This is a genomic window from Treponema sp. HNW (assembly GCF_050320395.1).
In the GTDB taxonomy this organism is placed as follows: Bacteria; Spirochaetota; Spirochaetia; order Treponematales; family Treponemataceae; genus Treponema_C.
On sequence record NZ_CP144459.1, the window covers coordinates 2,293,376 to 2,314,487 of the forward strand.

General features: G+C 45.6%; 18 protein-coding genes. 12 read left to right on the forward strand and 6 right to left on the reverse strand.

Annotated elements, in window-relative coordinates:
* The first annotated feature begins 6 nt into the window (after positions 1–6).
* The 6 genes from V1L52_RS10780 (at position 7) to V1L52_RS10805 (ending at position 6,134) form a co-directional block, all read left to right on the forward strand.
* Positions 7–966 carry a uroporphyrinogen decarboxylase family protein gene (locus V1L52_RS10780; RefSeq protein WP_428769536.1) on the forward strand — a complete coding sequence of 320 codons (960 nt, stop codon included), beginning with the start codon at positions 7–9 and terminating at the stop codon, positions 964–966.
* 8 nt (positions 967–974) lie between these two features.
* Positions 975–2,345, forward strand: a complete 1,371-nt coding sequence (locus tag V1L52_RS10785; protein WP_428769538.1) for an ABC transporter substrate-binding protein — start codon at positions 975–977, stop codon at positions 2,343–2,345.
* 85 nt (positions 2,346–2,430) lie between these two features.
* Complete coding sequence (locus tag V1L52_RS10790) at positions 2,431–3,300, forward strand: carbohydrate ABC transporter permease (RefSeq protein WP_428769540.1); 870 nt, start codon at positions 2,431–2,433, stop codon at positions 3,298–3,300.
* A 32-nt stretch (positions 3,301–3,332) separates the two neighbouring features.
* Complete coding sequence (locus V1L52_RS10795; RefSeq protein ID WP_428769542.1) at positions 3,333–4,172, forward strand: carbohydrate ABC transporter permease; 840 nt, start codon at positions 3,333–3,335, stop codon at positions 4,170–4,172.
* Positions 4,173–4,183: 11 nt separating this feature from the next.
* Positions 4,184–4,825: a GntR family transcriptional regulator gene (locus V1L52_RS10800; RefSeq protein ID WP_428769544.1), complete on the forward strand. Its 642-nt coding sequence runs from the start codon at positions 4,184–4,186 to the stop codon at positions 4,823–4,825.
* Positions 4,826–4,838: 13 nt separating this feature from the next.
* Positions 4,839–6,134, forward strand: coding sequence for a serine dehydratase subunit alpha family protein (locus V1L52_RS10805; protein WP_428769546.1), 1,296 nt, complete (start codon positions 4,839–4,841; stop codon positions 6,132–6,134).
* 101 nt (positions 6,135–6,235) lie between these two features.
* Here V1L52_RS10805 and V1L52_RS10810 read toward each other — a convergent pair whose 3' ends face one another.
* Positions 6,236–7,612 (reverse strand): ATP-dependent 6-phosphofructokinase, encoded by a 1,377-nt coding sequence (locus V1L52_RS10810; protein WP_428769548.1) that lies wholly within the window; start codon positions 7,610–7,612, stop codon positions 6,236–6,238.
* A 232-nt stretch (positions 7,613–7,844) separates the two neighbouring features.
* Between V1L52_RS10810 and fusA the strand changes: the two genes are divergently transcribed.
* The 4 genes from fusA (at position 7,845) to V1L52_RS10830 (ending at position 13,658) form a co-directional block, all read left to right on the forward strand.
* On the forward strand, positions 7,845–9,929 hold the full coding sequence (gene fusA, locus V1L52_RS10815; protein ID WP_428769550.1) for an elongation factor G: 2,085 nt from the start codon (positions 7,845–7,847) through the stop codon (positions 9,927–9,929).
* Positions 9,930–9,943: 14 nt separating this feature from the next.
* A complete protein-coding gene (locus tag V1L52_RS10820) occupies positions 9,944–10,624 on the forward strand; it encodes a hypothetical protein (protein ID WP_428769552.1) in 681 nt (226 codons plus the stop codon).
* A gap of 186 nt (positions 10,625–10,810) precedes the next feature.
* Positions 10,811–12,304, forward strand: coding sequence for an NFACT RNA binding domain-containing protein (locus V1L52_RS10825; protein ID WP_428769554.1), 1,494 nt, complete (start codon positions 10,811–10,813; stop codon positions 12,302–12,304).
* Positions 12,297–13,658, forward strand: coding sequence for an MATE family efflux transporter (locus V1L52_RS10830; protein WP_428769556.1), 1,362 nt, complete (start codon positions 12,297–12,299; stop codon positions 13,656–13,658). Before V1L52_RS10825 ends, V1L52_RS10830 begins: the two co-directional genes overlap by 8 nt.
* Before the next feature lie 104 nt (positions 13,659–13,762).
* Here V1L52_RS10830 and V1L52_RS10835 read toward each other — a convergent pair whose 3' ends face one another.
* The 3 genes from V1L52_RS10835 to V1L52_RS10845 are packed head-to-tail and all read right to left on the reverse strand — an operon-like array spanning position 13,763 to position 16,634.
* Positions 13,763–15,187 carry a M20/M25/M40 family metallo-hydrolase gene (locus V1L52_RS10835; protein ID WP_428769558.1) on the reverse strand — a complete coding sequence of 475 codons (1,425 nt, stop codon included), beginning with the start codon at positions 15,185–15,187 and terminating at the stop codon, positions 13,763–13,765.
* 12 nt (positions 15,188–15,199) lie between these two features.
* Positions 15,200–15,865, reverse strand: a complete 666-nt coding sequence (locus V1L52_RS10840) for a hypothetical protein (RefSeq protein WP_428769560.1) — start codon at positions 15,863–15,865, stop codon at positions 15,200–15,202.
* A gap of 28 nt (positions 15,866–15,893) precedes the next feature.
* Entirely contained in the window at positions 15,894–16,634 is a 741-nt protein-coding gene (locus V1L52_RS10845; RefSeq protein ID WP_428769561.1) for a DUF5058 family protein, read from the reverse strand.
* 194 nt (positions 16,635–16,828) lie between these two features.
* Here V1L52_RS10845 and V1L52_RS10850 point away from each other — a divergent pair, with 194 nt between their 5' ends.
* Both V1L52_RS10850 and V1L52_RS10855 read left to right on the forward strand, forming a co-directional pair.
* On the forward strand, positions 16,829–17,212 hold the full coding sequence (locus V1L52_RS10850; protein WP_428769563.1) for a RidA family protein: 384 nt from the start codon (positions 16,829–16,831) through the stop codon (positions 17,210–17,212).
* Positions 17,213–17,393: 181 nt separating this feature from the next.
* Entirely contained in the window at positions 17,394–18,107 is a 714-nt protein-coding gene (locus V1L52_RS10855; protein WP_428769564.1) for an outer membrane lipoprotein-sorting protein, read from the forward strand.
* A gap of 71 nt (positions 18,108–18,178) precedes the next feature.
* Here V1L52_RS10855 and V1L52_RS10860 read toward each other — a convergent pair whose 3' ends face one another.
* Both V1L52_RS10860 and V1L52_RS10865 read right to left on the reverse strand, forming a co-directional pair.
* Positions 18,179–19,483, reverse strand: a complete 1,305-nt coding sequence (locus V1L52_RS10860; protein ID WP_428769565.1) for an NCS2 family permease — start codon at positions 19,481–19,483, stop codon at positions 18,179–18,181.
* A gap of 122 nt (positions 19,484–19,605) precedes the next feature.
* Positions 19,606–21,072, reverse strand: coding sequence for a methyl-accepting chemotaxis protein (locus tag V1L52_RS10865; RefSeq protein ID WP_428769567.1), 1,467 nt, complete (start codon positions 21,070–21,072; stop codon positions 19,606–19,608).
* Positions 21,073–21,112 lie beyond the last annotated feature (40 nt).

The following is a 21,112-nucleotide window of genomic DNA, read 5'->3' on the forward strand; positions in this document are numbered from 1 at the left end:
GAGCATATGACTAAGCATGAACGGGTTTGCGCCGCCGTCCGCGGAGAAGAAACGGATTATACGCCGAGTTGTTTTTCGTTGCATTTCCCCAAAGAAGAAGCCGAAGGAGAAAGGGCAGTAGCGGCCCACACCCGTTTTTTTAAAGAAACGGATACGGATATTCTTAAAATCATGAATGAAAATCTTTTACCCGATGTGGGAGATATTCGTATCCCGGACGATTGGAAAAAGATTCCTCTATATTCTTTAAATGCGCCTTTTTTTCGCAAACAGCTTGATATGACTAAACGGATTTTAGATACATGTGGAAAAGACGCCTTTACGCTCGGTACAATTCACGGTATCTGTGCTTCGTCTATCCACCCCATTGAACACCGCTACGGATATGTTCCGGTACGCCGACTAGTATGTACTCATCTGCGTGAACATAAACAACCCGTACTCGATGCCTTTAAACGAATCACCGAAGCGATGTGTCTGCTTGCGCGTGCTTATATTGAACTCGGAGTCGATGCGGTATACTATGCAGCCCTCGGTGCGGAAAAACATTTCTTTAACGACGAGGAATTTGCCGAATTTTATGCGCCCTTTGACCGCGAAATTTTATCGGCGGTAAAACGGGCCGGAGGCATAACATTTTTACATATGTGCAAAGAAAATCTTGATTTAAACCGCTATGCCAATTATATGCCCATGACAGATGTAGTAAACTGGGGTATTGCCGAAACGGGTATTACACTTGAGCAAGGACGCAAACTGTTCCCCAATAAAACCGTTTTGGGAGGTCTTGCGAACAGAAGCGGTGTTTTAATAAACGGGACAACAGAGGAAATAACAAATGCCGTTCAGGATATTATCCGTTCTTTCGGCAAAACCGGATTCATCCTCGGGGCGGACTGTACGCTTCCGACCGAGATTCCCTATAACAGGATATATACGGCGGTAACAGCCGCTCGTACAAAATAGGAGGACGTATGAAAAAATCAGTAACTCGATTTGCCGCAATTTTAGCTCTCTTTTCTTCCCTTTTTATCAGCTGCTCGGGGGAAAAAGGAGCCGCCGCACAAAAGGCATCTGAAAAAACCGTATATCCCGCCGGAACGGTTATTATCTACGGACACGGGCAGCCGCAATACCTCAAACAGTATTTCGATGCATGGCTCGAGCGCAACCGTGATATTGCACCCGAAGTATCAATCGAAATTGTACAAACCAAGGGAGCCGCCGCTTCTCGTGAAAAAATCACAATGACCTATCTTGCAGGTGCATACGCGGATTTACCCGATGCGGTTTACCTCGATCCTGTTAACTTGATGGATTTGGCCAAGGGAAACATTGTAAAAGATGAAACGGATTTTGTACAGCCGTTTATCAGCCAACTTGTAGACGGTGCCGTAAATGATGCAAAATACAAAGGCCGTATATACGGCTTACCCGAATCGGTTCGTCCGCAGGTTTTATTTTACAACAAAGCCGTCTTTGACAAATACGGAGTCGACCCTGCACAAATGAGCACAATGGACGGTTATATTGAAGCGGGACGAAAACTCAAAGCAAAAAGCGGAGGAAAAGTATACCTTTCATATATCGACCCGGGTTCTCTTACATGGCGGTATTGGGGCCGCCGCGGATTAATGCCGCAGGCAAATGCACGAATTTGGGATAATGACGGAAACATTGTTATCGGAAATGATGAAGGAACAAAACTTGCATTCGGTACGCTCGATACGATGAATAAAGAAGGTTTGCTGCTTAAATCGGCAATAATGCAGCCGGCCCTGTATGATGCCATGCGCCGGGGCGAAGTTGCAACTTTTTATATCGGTGCATTTTGGGATGAATTTATCCGCAAAAACGTAACCGAAACGTCGGGCCAATGGCGGGTTATGACTGCTCCGGTTTTTGCATCTATCGGCAAAGCGGGTGCACCGGTTGCTTCTTATTTTGCCGTAATAAACAAACCGGAAGGAAAATATACCGGGCTGGTCGAAAAATTGTGGAAAGATTTTCACTTCGACAACGAGCCTCGTAAAGAATGGGTAAACAAAATGGTTGCTCAAAACGCACCCTACGCCAACCCGATTTCTCTTGAAATGCTCAAAGATCCTTTTTGGAAAGAAGCGGCGGAATTTTACGGCGGTCAATCATTCCGTGAAATGGAAGGAAAGGGGCTTGAAAACAGCAGTACAAACCTGATTGTAACGCCGCAGGATGCCGAAGCCGATAAAATCATCAGTGCGGAACTTGAAAAATATGTAGCGGGAAACCAATCCATGCCGCAAGCAATTGCGAATATGAATAAGAATTTAAAGAGTAAAATCGGTAAAGCCGAAATAGCACGTTAATAATTCAGTCTAATAATTCCGGGGCGGAAATTCTTATCACACCGTCCCGGAGACTTTTGCCGAAGCAACCTATAGGGAAATGCATATGATAAAAACCTTGATTAGGTACAAAAGCCCCTACCTGTTTATTTTGCCTTTTTTTATTTTGTTCTTTGTATTTCAGCTTATCCCCTTTTTGTGGACGGTTGTAATCAGCTTTACCGAGTGGAACGGTATCGGAAGCCCCCGGCCGGCAGGTTTATTTAATTATACTCAAATGTTAAAGGACGATATGTTTTGGGAATCGTTTTTTAACACCTTTGTATATTGGATAAGCGGATTTTGCGGTATTATAGTATTCGCCGTCATTACGGCAAATTTGCTTAACTTTAAAAATCTGAACGGACGAGCGGCATATAAAACAATATTATTTCTTCCGAATGTATGCGCGGCAATTGCCATGGGCCTCATTTTTCGCATGATTTTTGATGATAATGTCGGCTTAATAAATGAAGTACTGGTTTCACTGGGCGGAACAAGAATTCCCTGGCTTACCGGTACCGCATTCTCAAAGATTCCCGTTATTTTTTTAAATATATGGCGCAATACACCCTGGTTTACCATGATAGTCCTATCCGGCCTTTTGAATATTCCTTCAGAATATTATGAAGCGGCAACCGTAGACGGCGCAAATATTTTCCAGCAGTTTTTTAAAATAACGCTGCCTTCACTGAGAAATATTTTATTTTTTTGTTTTATAACGGTAACGGTTGACTCTTGGAAGCTGTTTAACGAATCCTATATTTTACCCGGCCCCGGAACATCAAACACATCGTTGTTTCAGTATATGTATGAATCCGGTTTTAGAATCTTTAAAATGGGCTATGCCTCCGCACTCGGAGTTGTGCTCATTTGTATTTTGCTGATTATTTCGAGCATACAGTTTTTCGTAAAAAAACGATCGGGAGAATTATAATCCGGCATGCGATATTATTTAAGGAGAAATCCGTGAACAAAACCGGAATAAAATCTACACCTGCAAGCTTTATTTACACACTGCTTGTAATTACAAGCATTCTCAGTTTATTTCCCATACTCTGGATGTGCTTTATATCGTTTAAAAGCCCCGGAGAAAGTATAAGCGGTATTAATTCCATACTTGTGCGCAGCCCGACAGCGGACAACTACCGCCGGCTTTTCGAGCTTGTACCCATAGAAAAAAATTTTTTTAACAGCCTCTTTACTACTGCTGTAGGAACCGTAACCAGTTTGTTTTTTTGCGCGTTAGCCGGATTTGCATTCGCGAAATACCGCTTTCCCGGAAGATATGTTCTTTTTTACTTTATCGTTCTTACCATGCTGCTTCCGCCTGAAATCGGTTCCGTTCCTCTGTTTATAATTATGCGCAAACTGCACTTGATAAACAGTTTGTGGTCATTAATTATTCCCCGAATCGCTACCGCTGTCGGAATTTTTTATATGCGCCAGTATATTCTGGATGTGCCGAACGACCTTGTTGACGCATCAAAAATTGACGGATGCTCCGACTTCGGTATTTTTATCCGTATTATATTGCCTGTAATTCAGCCGGCGCTTGCCTCTTGGGCGGCAGTAACCGTCATTGCACGATGGAATGATTTTTTTTGGCCCCTGCTGTTTTTACAAAAAACATCAAAATACACACTTATGGTTTCAATTTCGCTTTTACCGGTAAGTGACGGACTGTCAACCCCCTGGCCGGTCATTCTGGCAGGCTGTACTTTGGTGGTTGTTCCCATTGTCGTTTTATACATTTTTTTACAAAATTTTCAAAAAGCGGGACTTATTTCCGGTGCAGTAAAAGGATAACAAAGATTAATATGAAAAAAGCGGATTCGCTCAAAGATATGTTGTACAAAAATTTACTTGATGATATTACCCGCGGACTTTATCCTGCCGGTTCAATCGTTACAGAACGTATGCTGACGGAAAAATACCAAGTAAGTAAAACGCCGGTACGCGAGGCATTAATTCAATTATGTAATGAAGGTATTATACTTAATATGCCGCGTTACGGATATCAGGTCGTACAAATCGGTACAAAAGATATTATTGATGTACTTGAATTACGAATTATTCTTGAAATTTCCGCTTTGGAGAAAACATTGCCGGTTATTTCGGAGCGGCAGATTGATGCTTTGCAAAAAAATACAGAACAAGCCGGTTCTATGGCAAATGAAAAAGATATATTAAAACATTGGGAGCATAATACCTCGTTTCATCTTTTGCTCTGTTCATTCAGCGGAAATGTTTTTTTTTACGAACACTTAAAGCAGGTTTTGGAATTTTGTGCCCGTGCTGCGAGTCAATACTTTCGGCATATTTGGAACGAAAATAAAAGTTCGGACGGCTCCAACCATCGGTTGCTGGTTGAATTGATTCGCAAAAAAAAACATACCGAAGCAAAAAAGCTGCTTGTAACCGATATAAGAGCATTTACAGACAGCCTTCCCCGATTATAGCAAAGGATAAAAAATGTCATTATCAAAAGACAAATATGAAACATATGTACACATCTTACAGGAAGAACTTGTTCCTGCACTCGGCTGTACCGAACCTATTTCACTTGCCTTCGCGGCGGCAAAGGCTGCAGAAACCCTTGCAGCGATTCCCGATAGAGTAATTGTAGAAGCCAGCGGGAATATTATAAAAAACGTAAAAAGTGTTATCGTGCCCAACAGTAAAGGTTTAAAAGGTATTGAAGCCGCAGCGGCAATGGGAATCTTCGCCGCAGATTCGTCCCGCAAACTTGAAGTTTTAAGCGGCATACAGCCCGAGCAGATAAAAAAAGCACGAAATTTTTTGATGAGGAATCCGATAGAAGTATATTTATTAAAAACACCGGCAAAGTTGCATTTTACAATCGAAGTTTTTAGCGGTACAGACAGCGCTTTTGTAGAGATAATGCATCAGCACACAGACATCGTCAAAATTGTAAAAAACGGAACTGTCCTTTTCGACAAACCCGCTCAACCGGAAAACAGCTTATCCGGCCTTACCGACCGTACCTGTTTGAATGTTGAAGATATTTTTACCTTTGCCCAAACGGTACAGCTTAACGATATACGTAAAATAATCGAACGTCAAATAGAATATAATACACGTATTGCACAAGAGGGATTGCGCAGCTCATACGGAGCCAATGTCGGTGCAAATCTGCTTAAATATTACGGAAACGACATTAAAACACGTGCACGTGCGGCAGCGGCTGCCGGTTCGGATGCACGCATGAGCGGCTGTGTGTTTCCCGTTGTAATTAATTCAGGCAGCGGTAATCAGGGAATTGCGGTTTCGCTTCCGGTTATCGAGTACGCCCGGTTCCTCAAAGCGGACAACGAAAAACTTATTCGAGCTTTGGTATTCAGTAACTTACTTGCCATTCATCAAAAAACCGCAATAGGACGCCTTTCGGCATATTGCGGAGCAGTCAGTGCAGCTTGCGGAAGCGGTGCCGGTATTACCTATTTATGCGGCGGCAGTTATGAACAAATATGTAAAACCATTACCAATACGCTGGCAAACGTTTCCGGTATAATTTGCGACGGCGCAAAACCCTCTTGTGCGGCAAAAATCGCTTCCGCCGTAGATGCCGCAATTATGGCTCATTGCCTTTCTTTTGAAAGCACATCCTTTCAAACCGGTGACGGCATAATAAAGTCCGACATAGAAAAAACCATAGGCTGCGTCGGAAAACTTGCCGCCGACGGAATGGTTAAAACCGATGAAACAATTCTCGATATAATGGGATATACTGCAGAAACCAAAAAGTAGTTTCAGCCCCCTCCCCGCCCTTACCGTATTCGGGTTGTCCAAAGAACCGGCGGCTTTCCGGTATCTAAAGAGCCGGCGGCTTTTCAGACAGTCCCGTTTTATCAGCTTTCTTTAGACTTGCGGTTGCTTTGGGCAAGCAAAAAGTCCTTGTTTTTTAACATCAAAATAGGCTGCCCTGTTGCATCAATGACATCGCGCCACAGCGAACCTTCGGGATCTACCGTATTGCGGCGGCTTGTTACCAGACGTATAGGCAAATGCACATATTTATTATGGATGAGGCCGATAACCAGCTTTGTTTTGCCGGCCATCGCCGCATGAACGGCGTTGTTGCCCAAACGCTCGCAATAGATTGAGTCCGTTGCACTTGTCCGCGCCGAACGGATTTGATAGCTCGGGTCGATATATTTTAAGTTTATCGGAATCTTTTTTTCGCCAAAGTATTCGGTTATTTTATCTTTTAAGAAAATGCCTATATCGCCGAGCTTTTTATTTCCGGAGGCATCCTTGGCATCCGATGCTTTAAGCAGTTCCTGGCCTGCTCCTTCCGCAACGATAACCACCGCATGGTGCCGCCTTTTAATACGCTGTTCAAGAACGTCCAAAAAGCCGCCCTCCCCGTCCAAATGGAAGGGAACTTCGGGGATAAGACAAAAGTTCGCTTCGTGGCTTGCAAGAGCGGTAGCAGCGGCAATAAAGCCCGACTCGCGTCCCATAAGGCGGATAAGACCGATACCGTTTATTTGTGAATGCGCTTCCATGTGGGCGGCTGCAACGGTTTGAGTTGCCTGCTCAACAGCCGTATCAAAGCCGAACGATTTTTGAATAAATATAAGATCGTTATCTACGGTTTTCGGAACACCGACAACGGCAATTTTTAATCCGCGCTTTTCTATTTCTTCGGCAACTTCCAAGGCTCCGCGCTGGGTACCGTCGCCGCCGATAATAAAAATCATATTTAAATTAAGAGCTTCAATCGCATCGACAATTTCTATAACGCGGTCGCCCCCGCCGCGGCTTGTTCCCAAAAAGGAGCCGCCGGATTTATGAATATCGTCAACCAAGTCCGGATTTAAATCTATTGTGTCGTAGCCGGATTCCGAAAAAAGGCCTTGAAAGCCGAAACGGATACCCCGGATACGGCGCACTCCGTAACGGTTCCACAGACAGCGTACGACCGAGCGGATAACGTCATTTAATCCCGGACACAAACCGCCGCAGGTCATAATGCCGGCATTTACGTGTTTCGGGTTAAAATAAATAAATTCGCGCGGTCCGGCTTTTTGAATAAGATTGTTATTGTAAGCTTCGGCCTCGGTTTCAAGGACGTTATCATAGACATCGACATTATAGCGGATAAAATCGTCATCCTTTACATAGTTTGCAATAAAATCGCCGTACACCTTCGACAGCATAATCGGCGACGGGACCTTACAGGGGCCCAGCTGATCAACGGTAAAATCGAATACACCTTTCATTTATAATGCTCCTTTTGTTTATATCGTATTACGTATCGGGAAAAAAAGCAAGGTTTAAAGCAGTTGTCAAAGCTCCGGCACATGCTTTAATCCGATAAGGATTGAAAGCTCTAAGGAAAAATCAGGCGCCGTGCTTGATATTCTTGCATTTCTTCGATATAATGCATATACTGTTTTTATACTGAAAATCATTGCAGATTCTGCAAAACTATAATTGAGAGGTACGACAACTATGAGTTTTGATATTTCAAGAATGCGAAATATCGGTATCAGTGCCCACATCGACTCAGGAAAAACCACCTTATCCGAACGTATTCTTTTTTATTGCGATAAGATTCACGCAATCCATGAAGTACGCGGTAAGGACGGTGTCGGCGCTGTAATGGACAACATGGAATTGGAACGGGAAAGAGGAATCACCATACAGTCCGCTTCCACACAGGTTAAGTGGAAAGATCACACGATTAACGTTATCGACACACCCGGCCACGTAGACTTTACCGTTGAAGTTGAACGCTCGCTGCGCGTTTTGGACGGAGCGATTTTGGTACTGTGTTCCGTCGGCGGCGTTCAGTCGCAGTCAATCACGGTTGACCGCCAATTAAAGCGCTATCACGTTCCGAGAATCGCCTTTGTAAACAAGTGCGACCGCACCGGAGCGAATCCTTTTAAAGTCCGTATGCAGCTGCGCGAAAAATTGGGCTTAAACGCATACATGATGGAAATCCCCATCGGTTTGGAAGACAAACTCGAAGGTGTTGTGGACTTGGTTACGATGAAGGCCATATACTTTGAAGGCGACAGCGGAACCCAGCTTCGCTATGCCGAGATTCCCGCCCACTTGCAGGCCGATGCCGCAAAATACCGTGAAGAATTGCTCGATGCGGCTTCAATGTTCGACGATGAACTCATGGAAGCCATGCTCGAAGGCGGCGAAACTCAGGAAATGATTGAACGCGCTATCCGTAAGGGAACGCTGAGCGAGCAGTTTGTAGGCGTTTTCCTCGGTTCGGCATATAAAAACAAGGGTATCCAGCCGCTTTTGGATGCGGTAATCAAATACCTTCCGAATCCCACCGAGGTAAAAAATACCGCCCTCGACTTAAACAATAATGAAGCTCCCGTTGAATTAAAGGCTGATGAAAGTCTTCCCTGTGTTTCTTTGGGCTTTAAGCTTGAAGACGGTCAGTACGGTCAGCTTACCTACGTGCGTATATATCAGGGCTGCCTTAAAAAGGGCGATGAACTGATGAATACGCGTGCACGCAAAAAATTCAAGGTGGGCCGCCTTGTTCGTATGAACTCATCCAGTATGGAAGACATTAATGAAGGAACGCCCGGCGATATCGTCGCCCTTTTCGGTATAGACTGCGCCTCCGGCGATACCTTTTGCCATCCGAGTTTAAACTATGCGATGACCTCGATGTTCGTTCCCGACCCGGTTATCTCTTTGGCAATCACTCCGAAGGATAAAAAATCGGCGGATCAAATGGCTAAGGCTTTAAACCGCTTTACCAAAGAAGACCCCACCTTCCAAACCTATGTGGACCCCGAATCGAACCAAACGATTATCAAGGGAATGGGCGAGCTTCACTTGGAAGTATATATCGAACGCATGAGACGCGAATACAAGTGCGAAGTTGAAACGGGTATGCCTCAGGTCGCCTACCGCGAAACCATTACTCAGCATGCCGACTTTAACTATACACATAAAAAGCAAACCGGCGGTTCCGGACAATACGGCCGTGTTGCAGGATTCCTTGAACCCTTGGAAGAAAAAGACTATGAATTTGTGGATGCAATCAAGGGAGGCGTAATTCCCAACGAATTTATTCCGTCCTGCGATAAGGGTTTCCGCGCTTCAATGACAAAGGGCTCTCTTATCGGATTCCCGATTGTCGGTATCAAGGCGACCATTAACGACGGTCAATCCCACCCGGTAGACTCGTCGGATATCGCCTTCCAGCAGGCGGCTATCGGCGGCTTCCGCGAAGCTTATTTAAAAGCAAAGCCGGTTATTTTGGAGCCGATTATGAAGGTGTCCATCGAAGGTCCGACAGAATTCCAGGGCAATATGTTTGCGGTTATCAACCAAAGACGCGGTATTATCGTTTCTTCCACCGAAGACGGAAATTTCAGCCGCGTAGATGCCGAAGTACCGTTAAGTGAAATGTTCGGTTTTTCAACCGTATTGCGTTCATTGACACAGGGTAAGGCGGAGTTCTCAATGGAATTCGAAAAGTACGGAAAGGTACCGAACGCCATTGCCGAAACCTTGATGAAAGAATACGAAGAAAAACGTAAAAAGAATCAATAACTGAAGGAGTAATCATGATCAAACAGGATCTTATTGATCGCAGTCCGGTACGTTTTTTCGACCAAGCGACCAACGGCGGCTTAAAAGCCGGTGAAATGGGAATTCTGACTTCAAAAAAAGGATTGGGTAAAACGGCGGTTCTTGTACAAATCGGTCTTGATATGCTGTTACAGGATAAAAAGGTTGTGCATGTTTCTTTTAACCAGCACACCAATTCCATTATAACATGGTATAAAGATATTTTTTGGGAAATGTCCAAAAAGAAAAATCTGGCAAATGCCGAAGAAATTAAAAATGAATTACTCGGCAACCGGATTATTTTGAACTTTAACCAAAGCACCGTTTCAGCCGGTCAAATCGTAAGCACGCTCAAAGCGTTGATTGCAGGCGGTATTCCGACCGCATGTTTAATTATAGACGGCTTAAACTTTTCAACGGTACAGGCAAGCGATATTATAACGCTTAAAAATTATGCGGCGGAAGCGGGTTTTGTCATTTGGGCAACCTGCAACTGCGAAGATGAAGACCCTTGTACCGTTATGAACGCGGAAACGGCTGCACAGATAAATACCATTGTGCACATGGAGCAAAAGGGCGATGCTATCGATATGACGGTTCTTAAAATGCACGGAGCCGAAGTTAAGGGTATCAATTTGCGTCTTGACCCGAAGACCCTGCTGATGGTGGAAAAATAATAAAAAAGAGGCGGTGATATCGTAAAGCAAAATGCTTTATACCCGCCTCCCTTGTACAAGGCTGTCTCGAAAGCAACCGGCTTTTGCGGCAGCCTTTTTTGTCGGACGTCTGTGCGTGAGTACAGGCGGCGCGATTGCAAAGCCGAAGCGGCGGTTTTCGGCCGCTTCGCTTGAGGAAGGGGGTGTATGTCTTTAAATTATAAAGAAATAGACGCTGTTTTGGACGAACTCGATTTGGAGGATTCCTTTATTCAAAATATTGTACAACCCGGTTACGACAGTCTTGCCCTATACGTATACAAAAAATCTTCCAAAACCGTCTACATATGCCTTGCACCCGGAGAATGCCGCATACACGAAACAAAACGTCCTATTCTCAAAAATAAAACCCCGCTGCGCTTTATGGAATTTTTAAAAAGCCGCATAAAAGGCGCAAAAATACAAAGCTGCCGTCAAATCGGAAGCGAGCGCATTATAGAGGTAAAACTGATTCAAGCGCAAACGCCCTATATATTGTTTATGCGCTTATGGAGCGGTGCGGCCAACATCATCGTTACGGACGAAAACCTGCGCATTTTGGATGTCTTTTACCGGCGTCCCAAGCGGAATGAGGTAAGCGGCGGAACATTCAGTTTGCCCGAAAAAACGTCCCCTGCCGCGGATAATACCGCCCGGCAGCCAAAAACGGAAACCGGCAGGGACTTTAAGAAAAAAGACTTTGAAAAACGCGACTTTACCGCCGAAGAATATGCCGACTGTTTTAAAGATGTCGACATCACAACCCTCAGTTTTAACGAACAGCTTGACCTCTGGTACGCCGAATACGGTAACACATCTTCGCGTACCTTGCTGCTGGCACAGGCGGAAAAAGCCTATAATCAAAGAAAAAGCCGTATTGAAGGCGCCCTTTTAAAACTTGAAGAAAAAAGGGCCGCTTTTTTGCATGCCGATTTATGGAAACATCAGGGAGACCTTATACTGGCAAACGCCCGCTTAATCGGGGGAAACGGCGCGAAGGTATTGCTGTGTACCGACTACGAAAACTCTCAAACCGTTTCCATACCCGTCGACCCGAAAAAAAGCGCCGCACAAAATGCCGCCGACTATTACGCGCGGTATAAAAAAGCGCGCAGCGGTTTAAGCGATTTGGAAAAAGATATTGCCGATTTAAGGCATGAACTGCAAAACGTAGAATCGGCGTATAAGACGGTATGCGCAGAAGAAAACCCCATACGCATACGGCAATTTTTGCAAAAACAAACCGCCCCGCAAAAAGCACGGGACAAAAAACATCCGGGATTAAGCTTTTCCATCGGCGAATGGCATATTCTTGTAGGACGGAACGCCGCGGAAAACGATGAGCTTTTGCGTCACCATGTAAAAGGCCTTGATTGGTGGCTGCATACCCGTGATTACAGCGGCGGCTATGTGTTTATAAAAAACAGAAGGGGTAAAACCGTTCCTCTCGAAATCCTCATAGATGCGGGTAACTTGGCCGTCTTTTATTCAAAGGCGCGCAGTGCAAAAACGGCCGACCTCTACTATACGCAGGTAAAACACTTAAGGCGGGCAAAAAACGCACCTAAGGGAACCGTTTTACCCGACCATGAAAAAAACATCTGCATCACCCTCGATAACGAGCGCATACGAAAAATGGAGAAGATGAAAGACGATGATTGATATGACAACCGGAAATCCGGGAAAACTCATTACACGATTTGCCCTGCCTCTTTTGCTCGGAAATATTTTGCAGCAAACCTATAATATCGTCGACAGTATTGTAGTCGGAAACTTTATCGGATCTGAAGCCCTTGCGGCTGTCGGCAATTCGGGCATTATTATTTTTTTGCTCATATCCATGTTTGCGGGAATCGGCATGGGCGCCGTCATTCTCGTCTCGCAGTTTTTCGGCGCAAAGCAGGAAGAAAAGCTTCGAACGGCCGTCGATACTATTTATATCGGTATGTCTGTTGCCGCCCTGATTATAACCCTGTGCGGTATCGGTGCAGCCGAACCTTTTTTACGCCTTATGCATACCCCCGAAGGTGCAACCATGGAAATGTCGGTGACCTATGTGCGTACAATCTTTTTAGGGACGGCCATGTCGTTCGGCTACAACATAAACGCTTCTATTTTACAGGGCATCGGAGACAGTAAATCGCCTCTTTTGTTCTTAAGTATCGCGACCGTCTTGAATATTGTGCTCGATTTACTCTTTGTCACCGTGTTCGACATGGGGGTATTCGGTGTTGCCTTGGCTACGATTATAGCTCAAGGAACATCCTTTATTTTCGGCGCAGTATATATAAACCGAAAAATTAAAATCTTCCGTCTCTTTTCGCACCGTATGCGTTTTGACAGCAGAATCCTATTGCAAAGTTTTCAAATAGGTCTTCCGGCCGGTATACAAAATCTTTTGTTTTGCGTAGGCACCATCGTTTTGCAGCGCTTGGTAAACAGTTACGGCCCGGCTTTTATGGCGGGCTACAGCGCAACCAATAAAATCGACATGTTTGTATTTATGCCCATCTTAAGCTTTGCCAACGCTATTACCACCTATGTCGGCCAAAATGTCGGAGCAAAAAATCTGGACAGGGTAAAAGAAGGAGTGCGCAGCGCACTCATAATTTCGGTGAGTACGGCAATTATAATGAGCATCCTCGTTACCATTTTCGGCCGTTATCTGCTTATGGCATTCACCCAGGATGCCGAGGTAATTAAAACGGGAGAAGAATTTATCAAACGCCTTATGCCGGGCTATTTTTTACTGGCAATTATCTTTACCCTGAACTCAACCGTGCGCGGGGCCGGGGAAACCTTTATGCCCATGCTGGCTTCGTTTGTTTCTTTATTGGTTGCACGTGTTCCCCTTGCCTACCTTTTCAATTATATCGGCGGACGGTACAATATATTTTGGTGCTACGGTGCGGGCTGGTTTGCAGGAAGCCTCATTATCGTCTCCTATTATCTCAGCGGCCGCTGGAAAAATAAAGCGTTCAGATTTGTCGAAGAGGCGGAGAAACCTAAAAGATAACATTATTTCCTACCGCATTGGTCTAACCGCAAGGCGCGCTAAGAACGCAAAGAATGTCTCCCTCTTTTCAGAGATACTTAATCTTTTTGCGCCTCTGCGTTCTTTTATACGCTCCGTATCAATTCCCGATAAAAACGGATTCCGCGTTCAAAATTATCGATTTCCATATGCTCGTTTATACCGTGAACACTCTCGCGTTGTACATTGCTCATTTCAAAGGGAGTAAAGCGGTAGACGGCGGAGCATATTTTGCAGTAATGGCGTGAATCGCTTGCAGCAAGCATAATGTAGGGAACGGCCGGAGTATTCGGGAACTCTTTTTCCAAGGCAGCGCACAAAAGGTTCCAGCCGCGGTTTAATTCCGATTCGGGAGACGCTTCATGCCCTCGAAGCAGTTCCGCACGGACTCCGAAGCGTGATGCGCGCTTTTGCAAAGAAGCTAAAACCCCGTCCGTCGTATCGCCGCCTGCAATGCGCAGGTTGGCTGTAAAAAACGCGTTTGACGGAAGAACGTTTACCGCATCGGAGCCCCGGGCCATCGTAAAAGCGCAGCTTGTTTGCACCAGGGCGCGCGCGGAACCTCCGGCCGCTTTAAAAACCGTCCGTATGAGGGGAGCAAAAAGGCGGGGAAAGCGGAACAGTATATTAAAGGGAAATCCCATACATTTTGATAATGAACTCAACATGGCGCAAAGGGCGGAACTTACACGCGCTTTGAAGGGAGGATTTTTTTCAACCGAAGCTGCAAAGGCGCCGAGCCTTCCCAGAGGACTTTTTCGAGGCGGCGTACTTGCATGCCCTCCCGTACTCTGTGCATAAAAGCCTATGTCGGCAACCCCCTTTTCGGTAATGCCTATCATAGCCGCCTTGCCGCTCATCATAGGAAGGGGTTTTTCAACGACGGCCCCTCCTTCATCCAAAACAAAGAGGGGCTTAACAGCGCGCCTTTCCAATTCCTCAACGAGGGCGCAAGCTCCCCATCCCATCGTTTCTTCGTTGTGTGAAAAAGCAAGGTAGATGTCAACTGAAGGAGTAAAGCCGTCGGCCGCCAAGGTTTCGCAAGCTTCCAAAATTGCACATAAACTTCCCTTATCGTCAATCGCGCCCCGGCCCCAGACGGCTCCATCGGCAATAACACCGCCGAAGGGCTCGTAGTTCCAGCCTTTTTCAGGGGCGGGTACCGTATCCTGATGGGCTGTAAGAACAATACATGAGGAGGAGTCTTTTCCCCGAAGGCGCAAAAGCAAAGGATAGCGGCCGACCTTTATGCGCTCACAGGTTTTAAAAACCGACGGATAAAGGCGCTTCAATTCGGAATGCAGGGTGTCAAAAATATCGCTTTTTATATCGGCTTCACGCGTGTCCCGTTCTGCCGGCAAAGACACGGAGGGGATGCGCAATATATGTGCCAAGCGTTCGGCCGGAGAACTAAGCTGCAGAGCAGCACGCTTCACAGAAGCGGGCTTCGAAGCTTTTCCGCTTTTTTTTACCGCAGAGTCTGCGGCTTTATCTTTTACAACGGTTTTCATACTTTTTGAGCCTCATACGATATTACGTTTATATAAAAACCGTGCACCGGCAGCCGTAACCGCAACCGATACGGGAATCAAGGCCCCCGAAATCGTTTGGGCGATACCCACGGGTAAACTCACATAGAGAATGAACACAAAGGCAAGCGGTAAAACGGAGATTTTCCAGTTTTGGGAAATAAACATATAACCCAAGGCGCCGAAAAGGGCCGGAATAACGTTTGCAAAGGCGGGGGCCAAAACGGGAGAAGATAAAAAAGGAGTAAGAGGTACAAGGAGCAGGACTCCCGCGCACAGCATTGCGGTTGTAACAAGGGTTGAAACCGCCACCGACAGGGTCGATAAAATCTCGCCTTCGGCGGTTCCCGACTCAAAACCTGCGGTTTTAAGGGCGTTTAAAGCGCAGGGAATTTTCAAATTGGTAAGATTACCCGTAATAAAGGCCAAATACGAGGCTGACGGTCCCAAAATCGGGCCGAAGGTAACCGCCTCTATAATTCCTATCGGAATATAGATAATACCGACCTTAAGAATACCGGCGGCAACGAGCTTTCCGTCGGGCCACACTCCCAAATAAGCGCATACGGCGGCCGGAACCGCACAGATAATAACCAAAGAAAGGGCCGTCCACAGCCTCCCGGTAAAATGCACATCGTAAGATAAACTATGCCGTTTCATATACAAACCTCATATTGCCGAAGCTTTTTCAGGCGGCGAAGACGGCAAAAATCATGCCGGCTATCATACTGACAGGAAGGGCAAAGCCTTCAAGATTTTTTACCCCGTACTTTTTTACCGCAAAATCGCAAAGAGCCGAAACAACGGCGGAAATCAGCATCACCGCAATCGAAATCAAACCGGTACGCGGATTTATCCGCAGAGCAATGACGGGATTGCCCAAAAAGGTACAAATCATACCCATAAACATTGAAGCGACTACCAATTTCCCCCAGCGGTTATCTTTTTGTTTCATATTTTGCAAGCCGCGGTTGTAACGTTTCAAAAAAAGCAGGTTAAAAAGCGGACCCGAAATAATACACACGGTCATAACCACTATAATCGATACGAATACTTTGGGGGTTAAAAGTTTTAAAAGCAAGGCTTCAATGCCTGCTGCCGAAGCTGCAGCGTTTGCGGCAATCAATTCATATTGAACGGCTCCTATAACCGAAAGCCGTATCCACGAAAGCGGCACTCCCAAACCGCCGGCCATGGTTATAAGACCGAGTAAAATCGCCGTTGACGGAATAAGGGTAAATACCGCACTTGAGCGTATAACCGCAGCTATCTTTTTTTTATCTATTCCTGCTGCAAGAGCCGCACGGTAAGAACTCAGGGCAAAAACAAGGGATACCAGCACAATAAAGAGGGCAACCGCAGCACCGACAGCGTACATAAAAGCCGAATTGGCCGGTACGCCCGCACCTCCCTCCGACAAACCGTTCATACTCCTCCTATAAAAAGTCAAGAAGAAAGTGCCGACTTTCGATTGACTTTTTAGACACGTTCTCAACACAGTGAGAACGTGCATACAATAGTGTACCTATAGTGTACCGTTTTTTTCAAAATCGGTCAAACGTCTTTCACAAAGCCCCGTAATTTGATACACTGTAGGAAAACCGATAACACGGCGGAGGTATTATGAAAAAACAAATAAACACAGAAAAAGCCCCGGGCGCCATAGGCCCCTATTCTCAGGCAATCAAAGCGGGAAATCTGGTATTTACATCGGGACAGCTTCCGATCGACCCTGCATCCGGTAATTTTGCAGGAGCCGATATACGTACACAAACACGCCAATGCTTAAAAAACGTGGAAGCGGTACTTGCCGCAGCCGGTCTCACAATGGGCGATATAGTAAAAACAACCGTTTTTTTAAGCGATATGAATAACTTTGGGGCAATGAATGAAGTATACGCCGATTTTTTTGCGGGAACGGTTTTTCCCGGACGTTCGGCGGTTGAAGTTGCACGTTTACCCAAAGACAGCCTCGTTGAAATAGAAGCCGTTGCATTTTCTTCCTAAAAACACGGGAGCAATAGTGTCTTTTACGGAAAAACGCCGACTTCCGGGCATCCGGTATTCGGCGCTTTTATGCATATTTTTTTCCTTCGGACTGCCCGGTTTTATACTGCATACACAAAACGCTGATAACGAAACAGCTCAAACACACGAAATCTTTCGGAATGGCGATTTAAATTCCTATATGAGCCAAACGGATCCCTTTGACCGCAGGCAAAACCTCTATGCCGAAGTTGAAGCGCTCATAAGCTCGCACAACGGTAAAAAATCCGTCATGGCTTACACAATGTACACGCTGCGTAAAAACGGGCGGGTATCCGTTATGCTCGAATTCATTGAACCGCCCGGTTATAAGGATACCCGCATACTTATAGGTGTGCCTAAGGAAGGCGGTTTTCCCGATGTGGCCGTGATGATGAACTTTTTCGCAGTTCCATTCCGCATAAAGGCCCTATCGCGCGCCATGCCCTTTTTCGGAATGGATATCAATTCCGAAGACATGAATCCGCGCAATCCCTCATACGATACCAACCGTATAATGGGAACGCTGCTTTCGGAAAGCGGAACCGAAATGCTGATTGTCGAAAGCCTTCCTTTGATTCAAAGCGCTTACGGAAAAAGGGTTCATTATATCGATACCCGTAATCATATGTGTTTAAAGATTGAATATTTCGATAAAAACGGAAAACCTGCAAAACTTTTGGAAGTGCTTGAAACCGATACAATCAACGGTATTTTTACGGCCGTAAAAATAAAAATGAGCGATCTGCAAAAAAAATCGCACACCGTTCTCACCTATAAAAATGTCGCATACGGCGGCGATCATTCACGGTTTATAAACGAAACCTATTTACGCACGGGCCGTATACCTGAAACAGGAACGGTTCAAACCGAATAAAAAAAGGCCGGACTGCCTCGAAAGCCGCTTGCTTTCCGACAGCCTCGGCCCCTTTACAATAAAGCGGCTGCTCAGACTTTAATTACCGCCATCAATACCAAACGCAAAATAAAGACCGCAAATAATACCCAGGTAAAAACGGGAACCGAACGGCCCTTACCCGTGAATGCCTTCATAACCACGTACGTAATCACGCCCCATACAATACCTTCGGCAATCGAATAGGTAAAGGGCATCATCACAATGGTAATAAAGGCGGACAAGCCTTCGCTTACATCGGTAAATACAATACCGCATACAGCTTTGAACATTAAAAAACCGACTACAATGAGGGCGGGAGCCGTAGCTGCCCCCGGAACCAACAAAAACAGGGGGCTTAAAAACAGAGCAGCCAAAAACAAAACACCGGTTGTTAAAGAGGTCATACCGGTTCTTCCGCCTGCGGCAACACCTGCCGTACTTTCAACATAGCTGGTTACGGTGGATGTTCCCAAACAGGCACCCGCGGCGGTACCGATAGCATCGGCAAGCAATGCCTGCTTTACGCGCGGAATATTACCGTTTGAATCGGATAAATTTGCTTCATTGGTTACACCGACAAGGGTACCGACCGTATCAAAGATATCCACAAATAAAAAGGTAAAAAAGACGACAAAAAAATCGAGCGAAAAAATATGCGAAAAATCAAACTGAAACAACAGAGGAGCCGTAGGTATGCTGAACGGAACCCAGCCTTCCGGCACAACGGTTACGCCATAGGGAATACCGATAATGGTCGTCACCAAAATACCGATAAGAATCGATCCGGGAACCTTGAGGGCAAACAAAACGGCCGTAACGGCAATACCCATCATAGCGACCGCAGCCGAGCCTTTTGTCAAATGTCCCAATCCTACAAGGGTTGCATCGTTGTTCACGATAATTCCCGCATTTTGAAAACCGATAAAACAGATAAACAAACCGATACCGGCGGCGACCGCCTTTTTAAGATTTGCGGGAATCGCTTTGATAATCGCTTCGCGGACATTAAAAATTGAAAGTATAATAAATAAAATACCTTCACATAAAACCGCCGTTAAAGCCGTTTGCCAGGATATACCCATGCCGAGAACAACGGTAAAGGCAAAAAAGGCGTTTAATCCCATGCCCGGTGCCAAGGCAATCGGCAGGTTTGCGGCAAAAGCCATTACAAGCGTTGCAATAGCGGCAGCCAAAGCCGTCGCCGTAAATACGGCCGAAGCGCTCATCCCCGTAGCGGAAAGCATAGAGGGATTTACAGCCAGAATATACGCCATAGCCAAAAAGGTCGTTACTCCGGCGATGATTTCCCGGCGAACATTTGTTTTTCGCTCCGTCATCCTGAATAATTTTTCCATAAATTCCTTCCTGATTTAAAAGGGCCCTGTGTTTTTACCCTTATTAAGAATATCTCATAATACCATAAATGAGGCAAACAGGCAAGTAATCGGATTATATGGGTCTTCGCTTTTTCGGCAGATTATGCGTCGGCACCGTCCGATTTTTTTCTGCCGCCCTCTATAAAACCGCGCAAAGCCGTTAAACTTTCAATAACATTACCGGAATATTGAATCATTTCACTGTAATATCCTTCAAGCTCGGTTCGGGACAAAGTCCTAATCCGCTCAAACACCTTCCGTATAATCGCATGCAGGGCTTCGTGGTCTTCCGTCAGTTTTTTGAACTCGGGATGCTCCTGCAAGCCCTCATGTAAACCGGCATTTTTTTCTATCCACTGTCCCAAATCGCATTTTCTGTGATCGCCGAGAACAACGCCTTCAGCACCTATTTTTCCGTCAATCAGCGCTCGTACCCTCGTGACCCAGGAAAGGTGCTTTAAGACAATGAGTGCAAAGGGCATGTTTTTCGCCGCCGCAAGGGTTTGTCCCGTACGCACATCGATACCCTGAGTTGATGAAGATTCAATGGCAATCGTACTGTCGATAATGCTGTTCATGTTAAAGAGCGCGCTGCTCATAAGCGCACTTACTTCCTGAGAACTTTGCTGCATACTTTGTAAACCGTTTTTATCGGTTTCGATTTCTTCGGCGATTTGATTGATATGCTCCATCGCGGTATCCGCCCTGATATTCAAATCCGCAGCCGATTGAGGAACAAGAAGTACCGCTTTACGCACGGAACTTCCCGTATCGGCAAGCCTGTTCATTTCCGAAGATATTTCAACAAAGGAACCCGTTGTCTCCTGAACGGAATTGCCTATCATATCCATAGCACCGCGCGTCTCATCGGCAGTTGTACGGGCGGTTTGCAGGACATCAAGCATATTTTTAAGCGTTTTGGACGCATCGGCGGCATTTAAGGCGGTAGCCTCGGAAAGCTTTCGTATTTCACCGGCAACAACGGCAAAGCCCAAACCGGCCTTTCCCGCATGAGCCGACTCTATAGCCGCATTCATCGCAAGCAGATTCGTTTTGGCACTTACATCGTTAATCGCCGCAATAATATCTTTTACCGCATCGATATTTTGATTTAAATTATCAATCACATTAAACAGTTCTTTTACCTTATGAGAACCGCGGCCTACCGCATTCGTCAATTCCGATGTCACCGATATTCTGTCGGAAACAATGTTTGCCACGCGGTTTACCGAATCGATGATTTCACCCACCGAATTACTTGCATTTTCCGCCGTACTTTCAAGTGAAGAACTGCAATTATTCACTTCGCGTAATTGATCCTGTACCGATACGATTGAATCCAGCATGGAGCGTATACTTTCGGTAAAAGCCGCAAACTGCGTTTCCTGCTGAAGATTCTTAAATATAACCTGAGAAGCGCCCGCAATGCGTGTTTTTAAATTCATTGCAATATTTTCCGTTTCGCCGAGCAGTTTTTCCATTTTCTCCGGCGAAAAAACAACACCGTCCGATACACACACCTTGTCGTTTTTTTCTACAGCCCCTTCTTTTCTCTTGAACAACGGCATAATTCCTCCAAAAAGATAGGAAAGAGTATACAACAGATTT

Coding starts and splice junctions, on each gene's coding strand:
- V1L52_RS10780 (WP_428769536.1), top strand. CDS start 7: ATGACTAAGCATGAACGGGTTTGCGCCGCCGTCCGCGGAGAAGAAACG.
- V1L52_RS10785 (WP_428769538.1), top strand. CDS start 975: ATGAAAAAATCAGTAACTCGATTTGCCGCAATTTTAGCTCTCTTTTCT.
- V1L52_RS10790 (WP_428769540.1), top strand. CDS start 2,431: ATGATAAAAACCTTGATTAGGTACAAAAGCCCCTACCTGTTTATTTTG.
- V1L52_RS10800 (WP_428769544.1), top strand. CDS start 4,184: ATGAAAAAAGCGGATTCGCTCAAAGATATGTTGTACAAAAATTTACTT.
- V1L52_RS10805 (WP_428769546.1), top strand. CDS start 4,839: ATGTCATTATCAAAAGACAAATATGAAACATATGTACACATCTTACAG.
- V1L52_RS10810 (WP_428769548.1), bottom strand. CDS start 7,612: ATGAAAGGTGTATTCGATTTTACCGTTGATCAGCTGGGCCCCTGTAAG.
- fusA (WP_428769550.1), top strand. CDS start 7,845: ATGAGTTTTGATATTTCAAGAATGCGAAATATCGGTATCAGTGCCCAC.
- V1L52_RS10820 (WP_428769552.1), top strand. CDS start 9,944: ATGATCAAACAGGATCTTATTGATCGCAGTCCGGTACGTTTTTTCGAC.
- V1L52_RS10825 (WP_428769554.1), top strand. CDS start 10,811: ATGTCTTTAAATTATAAAGAAATAGACGCTGTTTTGGACGAACTCGAT.
- V1L52_RS10830 (WP_428769556.1), top strand. CDS start 12,297: ATGATTGATATGACAACCGGAAATCCGGGAAAACTCATTACACGATTT.
- V1L52_RS10835 (WP_428769558.1), bottom strand. CDS start 15,187: ATGAAAACCGTTGTAAAAGATAAAGCCGCAGACTCTGCGGTAAAAAAA.
- V1L52_RS10840 (WP_428769560.1), bottom strand. CDS start 15,865: ATGAAACGGCATAGTTTATCTTACGATGTGCATTTTACCGGGAGGCTG.
- V1L52_RS10845 (WP_428769561.1), bottom strand. CDS start 16,634: ATGAACGGTTTGTCGGAGGGAGGTGCGGGCGTACCGGCCAATTCGGCT.
- V1L52_RS10850 (WP_428769563.1), top strand. CDS start 16,829: ATGAAAAAACAAATAAACACAGAAAAAGCCCCGGGCGCCATAGGCCCC.
- V1L52_RS10855 (WP_428769564.1), top strand. CDS start 17,394: ATGAGCCAAACGGATCCCTTTGACCGCAGGCAAAACCTCTATGCCGAA.
- V1L52_RS10860 (WP_428769565.1), bottom strand. CDS start 19,483: ATGGAAAAATTATTCAGGATGACGGAGCGAAAAACAAATGTTCGCCGG.
- V1L52_RS10865 (WP_428769567.1), bottom strand. CDS start 21,072: ATGCCGTTGTTCAAGAGAAAAGAAGGGGCTGTAGAAAAAAACGACAAG.